Origin of the sequence: Streptomyces ossamyceticus (genome assembly GCF_001418475.1) — a bacterium.
Lineage (GTDB): Bacteria > Actinomycetota > Actinomycetes > Streptomycetales > Streptomycetaceae > Streptomyces > Streptomyces ossamyceticus.
The window spans coordinates 1-10,513 of record NZ_LIQX01000275.1; the positions used below are offsets into that span (position 1 = coordinate 1).

General features: G+C 68.2%; 12 protein-coding genes and 1 pseudogene. 9 read left to right on the top strand and 4 right to left on the bottom strand.

The window, feature by feature from the left end; genetic code table 11:
• The coding region (locus AOK15_RS21275) for a hypothetical protein (protein WP_055519264.1) at window positions 1–551 on the top strand (551 nt) is incomplete at its 5' end.
• A gap of 55 nt (window positions 552–606) precedes the next feature.
• Here the strand turns inward: AOK15_RS21275 and AOK15_RS21280 are convergent.
• Window positions 607–1,050: an ASCH domain-containing protein gene (locus AOK15_RS21280; RefSeq protein ID WP_055519306.1), complete on the bottom strand. Its 444-nt coding sequence runs from the start codon at window positions 1,048–1,050 to the stop codon at window positions 607–609.
• 111 nt (window positions 1,051–1,161) lie between these two features.
• Window positions 1,162–1,536: pseudogene (locus AOK15_RS21285) on the bottom strand (VOC family protein); the annotation flags it as partial.
• Window positions 1,537–1,734: 198 nt separating this feature from the next.
• On the opposite strand from AOK15_RS21285, the gene AOK15_RS21290 reads away from it, so the two are divergent.
• The 7 genes from AOK15_RS21290 (at window position 1,735) to AOK15_RS21320 (ending at window position 8,297) form a co-directional block, all read left to right on the top strand.
• Window positions 1,735–2,397 (top strand): lysophospholipid acyltransferase family protein, encoded by a 663-nt coding sequence (locus AOK15_RS21290; RefSeq protein WP_055519266.1) that lies wholly within the window; start codon window positions 1,735–1,737, stop codon window positions 2,395–2,397.
• A 253-nt stretch (window positions 2,398–2,650) separates the two neighbouring features.
• Window positions 2,651–3,139 (top strand): carboxymuconolactone decarboxylase family protein, encoded by a 489-nt coding sequence (locus AOK15_RS21295; protein WP_055519268.1) that lies wholly within the window; start codon window positions 2,651–2,653, stop codon window positions 3,137–3,139.
• Between the two features lie 168 nt (window positions 3,140–3,307).
• On the top strand, window positions 3,308–4,579 hold the full coding sequence (locus tag AOK15_RS21300) for a hypothetical protein (RefSeq protein WP_055519270.1): 1,272 nt from the start codon (window positions 3,308–3,310) through the stop codon (window positions 4,577–4,579).
• Window positions 4,580–4,748: 169 nt separating this feature from the next.
• Complete coding sequence (locus tag AOK15_RS21305) at window positions 4,749–6,017, top strand: DUF4145 domain-containing protein (RefSeq protein ID WP_079058612.1); 1,269 nt, start codon at window positions 4,749–4,751, stop codon at window positions 6,015–6,017.
• Complete coding sequence (locus AOK15_RS21310; protein WP_055519273.1) at window positions 6,014–6,871, top strand: carbohydrate kinase family protein; 858 nt, start codon at window positions 6,014–6,016, stop codon at window positions 6,869–6,871. The genes AOK15_RS21305 and AOK15_RS21310 overlap by 4 nt, the downstream gene beginning before the upstream one ends.
• Window positions 6,868–7,503, top strand: coding sequence for a 2'-5' RNA ligase family protein (locus AOK15_RS21315; RefSeq protein ID WP_055519276.1), 636 nt, complete (start codon window positions 6,868–6,870; stop codon window positions 7,501–7,503). Before AOK15_RS21310 ends, AOK15_RS21315 begins: the two co-directional genes overlap by 4 nt.
• Window positions 7,504–7,508: 5 nt before the next feature.
• On the top strand, window positions 7,509–8,297 hold the full coding sequence (locus AOK15_RS21320) for an inositol monophosphatase family protein (protein WP_240508530.1): 789 nt from the start codon (window positions 7,509–7,511) through the stop codon (window positions 8,295–8,297).
• A gap of 235 nt (window positions 8,298–8,532) precedes the next feature.
• Here AOK15_RS21320 and AOK15_RS21325 read toward each other — a convergent pair whose 3' ends face one another.
• Window positions 8,533–8,742 (bottom strand): DUF397 domain-containing protein, encoded by a 210-nt coding sequence (locus AOK15_RS21325; RefSeq protein ID WP_338059918.1) that lies wholly within the window; start codon window positions 8,740–8,742, stop codon window positions 8,533–8,535.
• Window positions 8,730–9,578, bottom strand: a complete 849-nt coding sequence (locus AOK15_RS21330) for a helix-turn-helix domain-containing protein (protein WP_205632186.1) — start codon at window positions 9,576–9,578, stop codon at window positions 8,730–8,732. The genes AOK15_RS21325 and AOK15_RS21330 overlap by 13 nt, the downstream gene beginning before the upstream one ends.
• 235 nt (window positions 9,579–9,813) lie before the next feature.
• Between AOK15_RS21330 and AOK15_RS21335 the strand changes: the two genes are divergently transcribed.
• On the top strand, window positions 9,814–10,452 hold the full coding sequence (locus AOK15_RS21335) for an ATP-binding protein (protein ID WP_055519280.1): 639 nt from the start codon (window positions 9,814–9,816) through the stop codon (window positions 10,450–10,452).
• Window positions 10,453–10,513 lie beyond the last annotated feature (61 nt).

Genomic DNA, 10,513 nt, shown 5'->3' on the forward strand with positions numbered 1-10,513 from the left:
ACGTACGAGGCATCCTCCCCGCCCCCGAAGGCCGCCCCGCGCTCCGCCTCGCGACAGGCCGCCGCAAGGCCGCACCCCCCGACTTCCGCCTCTACGAGATCCCGCTGGACCGGGCCGGGGAGCCCGTCACCCCGCACCACATGCTCGCGCTCCTCCGCGCGGCCCACCGAGGCACCCACCTCTACTCGTCGAGCCGCGTCGAGGAGACGATGGGCATGACGGTGATCCACCTGGACCCGTCGCAAGACCCGACGGCGAAGGAACCCGCCGCCCACCGCCGGCTCTCCCTCCTCACGTCCCTGACCTGCCCCGCAACGGACGACCTGCCCTTCCTGCCCCTGGTCGGCTTCCTCCCCACGGCCCCCGGCACCGTCCGCCTCTACCTGGCCCCGCCCTCGGCACCGGGCATCGTGGCAGCGGACGTACGCCTCTCCGGCCCCCTGACGGCGATCGAGGCGGTGCTCCCGTCCGTGCTCCGCGAGAAGGAGCGCCGACGGAAGGACAAGGGGGACCCGCACTGTTGGCGTCGGGTGGATTTGAGGGACTGGTAGAGACGGACGATGCCGGGGGCCGTCCCCTCGCGGAAGCCAGGGGGACGCCGACAGGTCACGTACGCGGCGGCTCGGCGGGACGAAGGTGGTCGGGACGAAGGTCGGCGACGAGCCGGAACCGTTCCAGGACGGCCGGTGTGGTGTCGTCCACGGTGAAGCCGGGGTCCCCCAACGCGGCACGCATCTCCTGGCTGTGCCAGAACCGTTCGTGAGCCTCCCGCCACTCGGCCACGCTGGTGTGTCCCTCCCCTTCGTCCACGACATGGGCGAGGTCCACGTCCGCCAGCGGGACGACACGCACGCCGGTCACCTCGATGACGGCGACGGGCAGCTCGTCGGAGTCCACGACCACGGAACGGTCCCCGACGACCGGCAGTGCCTCCCCCTCGTGCTCGTAGTCGACGACGAGCCCGGTGGTGGAGGTCTTGGCCCCGTCGAGGATGGCGCCGACGAGCCGATCCCGCAACGGACCGGGAAAGGCGAACTCGGCGGTGGGCAAGGAGCCGAACTCCGCGGCCGACCTGTGTTCCGCACGAGCGACCGACCCCTCGCCAGTGACCGGCCCCCCTTCCTCGTCCTCCTCCGCTTCCTTCACCGAACCCGCCCTGCTCATAGCGGCGCGCTCGGACGCACTACGAAGGACGCAGAACTCATTGCCTTCGGGATCGGCGAGGACGGCCCAGCCGGCCCCGTCCGGCTGCCGTTGATCGGCGACGAGTGTGGCTCCGAGCCCCAATAGCCGCTCGACCTCCTCCTCCCGTGAGGTGGTGGGCCGCAGGCACAGATGGAGCCGGTTCTTGACGGTCTTGGGCTCCGGCACCTGGTTGAAGTAGAGGACCGGCCCCTCGGACAGCATCACTTGCGTCTCGTGGTCGCCCGGCCGTGCGTCGGGATGCACGGGACAACCGGTCACCGCGCTCCAGAACCGAGCCAACTCGTAGGCGTCCGCACAGTCGATCGCCACGTTCTCCAGTACCGAGGTCATGCCGGTGAGCCTGGCGGAGCGAAGACACGCCCCGCCACCGAATTCAGGTGGGCCCTATCGCAACCGACCGGATGGGTACCGCACCCCCGCCGACTGAGTAGGAGCACTCAGGCCCGCGGACGGAGCCAGCGCCGACGATGAGGATCACCCTTCACACCACTCCTCACACTCATCGACGTGCAAGTCCGGGAGACCCGCATGCTCAGCCGCCTCGCCGACGTCCTGGTACCGACCGTAGGACGCCTCACGGTGACCGCCGACGCGGACGCCGTGCTGGCGCCGGGCAGCATCATCGCCGCCAACCACACGTCGCTCGCCGACCCGGCCATAGTCCTGGCCGCGCTGCACCGCCTGGACGTCCACCCGGTGGTGATGGCGGCGGCGGGCCTGTGGCGCATCCCGCTGCTGGGCCGCGCCCTCAGCCGCGAGGGCCACATACCGGTCCACCGCAACGACCCCCGCGCCGCCCGGGCCCTGGACCACGCCGCAGCCGCGCTGCGGGAAGGCCGCCTGATCCTCATCTACGCCGAGGGCGGCATCCCCACCCGCAAGGACGCGTCCGAAGCGGCCCCGGCCCCGTTCCGCACGGGCCTCTCCCGCCTGGCCCAACGCACCGGCGCGCCCGTCATCCCCGTCGGCCAGGCCGGCGCCCGCCGCGTCACGTCGGGCAACCCGGCGAAGCAACTGGCAGGCCTGGCGACGGCCCCACTCCGACGCCCGGAACTGCACGTCCATGTGGGGGCACCGGTCAGACTGTCCGGCGACAGCGCCACGAGCACGAGGCAGGCGCACGGCGCGGTCACGGCAGCTTGGCAGACGGCGGCGGCGCAACTCGGAGAGTCTGCGGCGCTGGCGGCGTAGGGCGTTTCGGGAGCGTATCCGTGGTGGTGCCGGCGCGGGAATGAGGCCCGCGTTCAACTTCTGACCGACAGGGACGCCCGGCCGCGCCCGCCCGGCGGAGCACGGTCGCCATCGACCCGAAGCACCCTGGAAAAACTTTCCCGGATTCCTGTCACATCTCCGTACGCCCATCCGTCAGTGCTGTGAGGACGCCAACCAGGCGGATCCATGCCGGTGCAAGCCGATGCGAAGCCCGATGCGAAGGAGAGCAGTCATGACGAACACCTCTATCTCCCGGATGCCCAACCCGGCCGAGTTCGTGCCCGAGTTGAATGACATCAGCGCCGCCCTCTTCCGAGCCACGGGCAACCGCTCGGTGCCGCGCACGACGATGAGCCTCGTCCACCTGCGCGCCGGGCAGATCGTCGGCAACACCTACCTGACCATCCTGAACACCGGTTTCCTGCGCAAAGCCGGGGTGTCCGAGGAGCGCATCACCGCCGTCTCCTCCTGGCAGGACGCCCCGTACTTCACCGACGCCGAGCGCGCCGCCCTCGCCCTTGTGGAGGCCACCCTCCAGCCGGCCCCGCACGGCAAGGAGCGCGTCTCCGACGAGCTGTACGCCGAGGTGGCGAAGCACTACGACGAGAAGGCGCTGGCCACCCTCACCATCGCGATCGGCCAGATCAACTTCTTCATCGCCCTGGCCGTCATCGGCAAGCCGCAGCCGGTCACGTCCCTCGCGGACGAGCAGTGGGACTGAGAGGGGCCGCCCCAGGCCCCGCTGACGGACACACCAAGCCGCCGGGGCGCCGCCCATGGGCGCTTCGACTCCGTCGCACCGCAATTGCTTCGCCCGGGGGCACGCGAGATTCGTATCCTGAAGCGCGTCCGCAGAGAGCAGACCGGTCCGTATCGGAGGCGTCCCCCGTTGACCACGGATCTCAGTTCCGTCACCGGCGTCCGTCAGAGCCTCGCAGTCATCCTGCCCGTGCGTCTCACCGCCCCTCCCACGTGGCCGACCGGACCGATCCCCTTCGACCTGGGCAGCCGTCGTACCGATGTCTCCACACGGCAGACGTACTTCAACGCGGCTGCCGCCCGCGCCCTCTACGGCACCACCGAACGGCCGTGCCGCTGGCACCGGTTCATGGACATACGGCACGAGGCGCTGTGGCTGCGCGGGATCGAGCTACTGCTCACCGCCACCGCGCGGCATCCGCACCAGGCACTCGCCGTGCTGCACTTCGACGTCGAAGGGCCCGCACTCCTGGAGACGCTGCGCGCCATCACCAACCGTCGGCCCGCAGATCCGAACCCTCTTGAAGGCCCGCTGTCCCCGGCAGTGCTCCTCGACGGCGTCGCGGAGACGCGCGTCGTCACGGCCCCGTTCGCCCTCGCCCACCCCTACACGGTCGCCTTCCTCACCCCGGACGCGCACCACACGCCCGCGCTTCGCAGTGCCGACCGGCTCCCCGAGACCGCCGACCGGTGGCTGTGGTCCCTCGCATCCCGCTCCACAGAGACCGATTTCCCCGTACCGCTGGAGGCATGGCCGGACCGGACCGCTCAGACGCTTCGACTCTCCGCCGACTGGAGCGCCCTGGTACTGCGCCACGGAGCCGCCTTCCTCGGCCATCGCGCCGATTCGGGGGACGGCGACTTCTACGCCTTCGCGGAACTGCACTGCCGTACCGTGTACCTCGACGCCCTGCTGCTCGGCACCGTCCAGCGTGACCACATCGACGAGCTGACGGACAGTCTGTCCGGTATCTTCGACGGCCCGAAACTCGCTCGCCGGGTCTCCGCTCTGGAACGGCACATCGCGGGCTTCCGCAGTACGTACTGGCGTCAGCACCTCACGGCTCACGGCCCGGCCAACGACCTGTTGCTGTCGTTTCAGGCGCAGTACCGTCTACCGGCCCGATTCGGCGAGATCCTCGCGGAGGCGGCCGAGTACGCCCGTCTGGTGCAGACGCAGGAGAGCCAGCAGATCGCGGGAGCTCTGGGCGTTCTGACCATCCTGGGCCTTCCCTTGGGCACCGCGCTGAGCATTCTCCAAGTACTCGACATGAAGGGCTTCACCGCCCTTGTCGTGGCGCTCGTCGCCGCCCTGGCGACCACAGCCCTGGCCCTCACCACCCGCTACGGCCGCCTGGTCGTGTCCTCGCTGCGGGGCAGAAGCCCCGGCGACGTCCGCTGACAGTAGGCCGGACGGTACGGCCGGTCCGACAGGCGCCTCCCCCCACTTCGGGTACCTCGAAAGCGCCGGTCGCGTACAAGATCGACTGGATACCGTCTGTACCGTCTGCTCAGCATCCTGTTACTTTGCGACCTGCGGACCAGGGAGAGAAGAGGATGCGGGCAACGGGGTGACGGACAACGAGGGCGAGCCGCTCCGGCTGTACAGAAAAGCTCTGAGGTACGCGGAATCGGACCCCGAGGTCTTCCTCGGCACTGCGAGGAGAGCAGCGGAGTCGATCCTCTTGGACATTGCCCTTCGCGAGGCCGTCGGCTCCAAGCCGACGCTCGAGGCCCTTCTGACGGTGCTCACGGCCAAGGGGCTGGTACCTCCCAAGGTGGTTCTGGCCGTTCGTACGATCCAGAACTACGGCAACTACGGCAGTCACGCCCAGGACTCCTCGGCCGAGGAGATCTCCGCCGAAGACGTCCGACCGTGCCTCGACGCCCTGACACAGCTGGCCGTGTGGTACGGGCAGACCAGCAGCTCCCTGGCGGAGGAGGCGGCCAGACACAGGCTCGCGGATCGCCGGCGCGGTGCCGGAACGACTCGTCTCGCTGACTCGACCCTGATCGTGGTCAAGGCGGTGCTGTTGGGCTGCGGTCTTGAGAAGGCGGTGGCCCAGCGCAACCATCGAGTGCTGCCGGTCCAACTCCCGTGGTCGGACAACCTTGTACGGGACGTGTCCACTCGGCTGCTCGACGTCGCGGTCTACAACGAGCAGCGGTCGCTCCGTCTGCTCGAATCGGACCAGGAGATCAGCGACCGGGTGGTGACGGTGGGGCGGGTCGGCTACTCGATGGGTGGCCGCAACTTCTATCTCCTCGCAGCTCGCGACGGCCGCTGGGGCGGAGTGACGGCCGAGGAGTTCCTGGAGAGTCCCGCCGGTGCTCGGATCGCGGTGCCCAAGCACAGCGACATGTTCGACAACCTGCTGTCGGCGCTGTCGACGGACGAGGCGGGCCTGGCCGACATGGGGGTGAGCATCCTCGACGTTCCTCATCACCTCGGCCTGGAACTGTTCCACCTGAACCGTGACGTTCTCGCGGTGGGCGGGCAGAATCTACGGATGCACGCGCACGACGACGACGCGTATTTCGAGCTGCTCAACTCCGAGATGCTTCCGGCCTCTACCCAGGTGCGTTTGCGTTCCGCGGCTGCCAATGTGCTGGTCGCGAACCGGACGTGGCTGGAAGAGCTGGATCTGCGCCCCGTGGAGCTGCACAGGCAACTGATGCGGTCCTTTCACGACGCCGGATCGGACGACGAGAGCTACGAGCACCTGGTCCGCGACCTGGTCACGCACGCTTCGTTCCCACCGGAGAGCGCGCCCGACAGCCGTGAACGGCTGGTACGCCATGTGCTGTTCGAGAGTTATCGCTGGGGTCGGCCGTCATGACCGCCGTGAGGCGTGTACTGGTCGTCGGAGGAACGAACTTCGACATCATCGCCCAGTCTGACCGGCTCCCCGCCGAGCACGAGAAACTGCGCGGCCACGCGTGCACCACACTGCCGGGGGGTGCCGCGGCGAACACCGCTGTGGGGCTGGTGCATCAGGGATGCTCGGTCCGGCTCGTGTCCGCCGTGGGTGACGACACCGCCGGCGCGATGTGTCTGGAGGTGTTGCGGGCGCGTGGCATCGACACCTCGCTGGTGCGGGTGCAGGCCGGAGCCCGGACAAGTATGGCGATCGTGATCGCGTCACCCGACAGCAAGAGAATGCTGACCTTCCAGGGCGCGGACCGGGACGTTGCCTTCAGCGCCGTCACGGAAGAGGACGTCCGCGGCTCGGATCACGTCCATGTGGTCGGTGACCCCACTCCAGCCCTCCAGCGCGTCGTCGGTCTCGCACAGCAGGCCGGGTGCGGCGTCTCCGTCGAGTGGAACGGCAGAGACATGAGCGCGCTGGCGCCGAAACAGTCACTGAACTTCATGAACGCCGACGAAGCCGCCCGCCTTCCACTGGCTCACGGACCCGACGTCGCCTCCACCGCACGGCGCTACGCCGAGCTCGTTTCGGGAGACGTCATAGTGACCCTGGGCGCCGAGGGCGCCCTGTGGGCCACGGCAGACGGGGAACTGTTCCACCAACCAACCGTTCCGGTGGAGCCGGTCGACAGGACGGGGGGCGGTGACGCGTTCGACGCCGGAGTCATCGCGGGCCGACTCGAGGGGGAGCCGGCCGCGGCCTGTTTGCGACGAGGTCTCGACGCGGCACTTCAAGTGATCACGAAAGTAGGAGCTCACCCGTGACGAGATGGCTTGGTGTTGCACTGCTCCCGCGTGCGGATCATCTACGGGAGGCCGTACGACTGCAGAAGGACGTCGGCGGTGACGTGGCCCTTGAGCCTCCACTGCATCCGGACGGCAACCTGCCCCATGTCACGGTCTTCCAAGGACCGTTCACCGACTCACTCGACCCGGCTGAGGCTCTGGAGAGCATCGGTACGTCGGCAGCGGGCGCCGGCCTGCGGGGCGAGGTCGCCCTGTGCAGCGAAGGAGTGGTGTACCAGCCCACAGGCTGGCTGTTCCTCGCTCTCGAACGCCCACCTCTGATCGAAGACCTGCAGAAGATCGCACTCGCCACGCTGGCACCGCACCTCGACCGCGCGGCCTTCGACGGAACCAAGGACCTCTCCCGCTTCACGGACGACGAGCGTGCCAGTTTCAAGAAATACGGTTACCGCTACACGGGAGACGCCTACGCGCCGCACATGACGTTGGGCCGGGCCTCGGAGGACGTCGCCCTGGACCTGGTCCGCACCGCGCCACAGCGGGTCGCCCTGCCCAAGGAATGGGTCTTCGACCGGCTCAGCCTCTACGTCATGGGCCAGCACGGCGCCCATGCCGAGACGCTGTTCGACAGGCCACTGGCCGCGAGGTGACCAAGGTGCCTGAGCCTCACCGGCGGCAGGGACCGCCCGCACTGCACGAGTTGCTGGCGGTCGCCGAAGAGGCCGTTGACGAGGCAGTCCGGTGGTTGTCGTCCGCCGGGGAGGAATGGTCCGCGACGCGCCTCAAAGCCTCCGGCGAGGAGGTGACGGACGCCGACGTCGAAGTGGAGGCACGGGTGACGCGGGTACTTCAGGCGCGTACACCGGAGATCCCGGTCGTCGGCGAGGAGTCGGCGATGGCGCCCGATGCCCCGCTGCCGCCGTGCTGCTGGTTGCTGGACCCGATCGACGGCACGATGAACTACACGCGCGGCGCACCGATGTACGCCATCTCCCTGGCCTACGCGGAGGAAGGCATCCCTCTGCTGGGGCTGGTGCACGCCCCGTCCCTGGGCCGACGCTGGTCGACCGGGTCGGCTGCCTCCAGCTCGGTGACGGAGGCCGCTGTGGCCGGCCAGTTGCGGCGCGCAGTCGTCGGTGTCTCGGGCACCGGCTCGGGCAGCGCACACACCCGACGGTTCCTCAGCCGCGTCCAGGACGAGGCATACCGACTCCGCATGCAGGGCTCCATGGCCCTGGACCTGGTCGGCGTCGCGGAGGGCTGGCTCGACGCCTGCGTATGCATCGCACCCAAACCCTGGGACGTCGCGGCCGGGGTGGCCCTCTGCCGCGAACGGGGATACGCGGTCCTCGGGGCGGAGGGGCGAGCGTTCTCCTTCGACTCGCCGGTACTCGTGGCGGGGGATCCCGCGCTGGCGCTGGCCGATCTGTGGGGAGGGCACTGACGAGCCGGGGCGCCACGCGCCGCGCAGCGGCGGGCATGGAAGACCGCTCGGGAGACCAGCAGCAGTGCACACGCGTGCTCGGCGCTGTGGTCGTTTCGCCGCTGGGCCCCTGGCTTTCGCTGCTGGTCAGCCTGTTGCGCCCGCCCGCGTCAACCTGGCCACGGGTTCATCTCAGAGCAGTAGCCACGAACCTGAGTCACAGCCGCACCGCAGACTCGGTCAAAGCGGATCAGGCTCAGCCTGCCACGGCCTCAACAAAGGATCGCCAGGCCTCGCTGCCGATGACGAGCACGGGGCCTTCCACAATCTTGGAGTCCCGAACCAGAGCACAGTCATCGGTTGTAGCGCACTCGACGCACTCGCCTCCCGCGCCGTTGCTGTACGACGACCTGAACCATAGAAAACGCCCGTCGTCGCTGGACACTGCCATGCTCACCTTGCGCATTCCTTAAGAACCGATTTGATCAACTGACTGGACCGTTGAGGACTCAGAGCTGCGGCTCGCAGGCCGTCGAACGCCCTGGTGTACTCACGAACATGATGCTCGCCTTCCAGGTACACAGCATCGGTGATGCCGTCCCGGTAGACCAGATCAGGGTCCTCCGGTGCGGGAAAGCCGAGCATCGTGAACGAGCCTGTGGCCGGACAGGTGCCTGAGTCAAAGGGCAGGACTTGGAGGGTTACAGTTGGCAACTCAGCTGTATTGATGACGCGTTCGAGTTGCTCCCGCATCAGTGCTCGATCCCCGATGACATTGCGCACGGCGCCCTCGTTCACGATGAACCAGACATCGGGGGCATCAGGGCCGGTCAGCATGCTCTGTCGTTCCATGCGTACGCGTACGGCACGGTCGATGTCCTCTGCTGACATGTGCGCGCCGGTCGTATGGAGTTCACGGGCGTACGCCTCGATCTGCATGAGGCCGGGTACCAGTTCGCACTGGTACTGGCGGAGCGTGGAGGCATCCTGCTCCAGGCCGATGTAGATGTTGAACCACTCGGGGACGCCCGCGCCGTGCACCTGCCACCAGCCACGGGTCTTGGCCTGCCGGGCAAGGGATTTGAGGAACTCGCGCAGCTCATCGCTGGTGTCGTAGAACCGACACAGGGCGTCGATGTCGGACGGCTGGATCCGGCCGCTGCCCGTCTCCATCCGGTTGACCTTGGAGCCGCTCCAATCCAGCGCCGAGCCGACCTGGGCGCACGTCAACCCGGCTTTCTCGCGGAGCTTCTTCAACTCGATCGAGAGACGACGACGCCGCGCCGTCGGTGAACCGGCCATCTCAATCCTTTCAATCATCCGTCGAATAGCGGGTGTTCAGTCTCGCGCCAAGGGGTCTGCCTGCCAATCACTCGGTAGTGGGAATCCCGCTGTGCACATTGCATGGCGGGATGTGCCACCTGCATCCTTGCACGGACACCACTCAAAGCGAGTAGGTGTGACACTCCGTTGAACACGTGGATCGGGGTGGAGTCGGCATGCGACGAAAGAGGACTGAGTGATCCGGACACCGTGTATGTCTCGGCAGCCGTGGGACCTGACCTTCGCGGCCGCCCCGGAGGAAGTCGCCGGCCTGAGGCGCCTGATGCGGCTCCACCTGGGGCGCTGGGGATTGCATGAGGTAGTCGACGAGGCCCAGCTCTGCGTCAGCGAACTCGTCTCGAACGTCATCACACACGTCGGTCACGGCACTCCGACCACGCTCGCGGTCTCTGTGAACGGCACGCGGCTGCGCATCGAGGTCCACGACCCCGACACGCGTACCCTGCCCACGCTCATGGCCGCGGAGGCAGATTCGGAGTGCGGACGTGGCATGGCCCTCGTCGATGCCGTGGCCGACCGCTGGGGCGTTCTGCTCCGCAGCGGCCGGAAGGTCACCTGGTGCGAGCTGGACACGGAGATCATGTCGCCGAGTGATCACGGAGGCGACCCTGGTGTATCGCGTGCCGAGACGCTGCTCGACGTCTACGCCACGACGAAGGCGCCGCCAGGTTCGACCATCGGTGACAGGCTGAGCACGACCATGGCCGAAGAAGCGGTCATCGGCGTGATCACGGACTTTCTGCACTGGCTTCGGGCACACGGAAAGGATCCGGACGAGGTACTGGACCACGCGCAGACCCGCTTCGAGTCACAGATCCGTGAACCGAGGTGACACCGCGCCCAACCCGAGGCCGCCCGGCCAGAAGGCGGAACGGACCGATCGGACGAGGAGC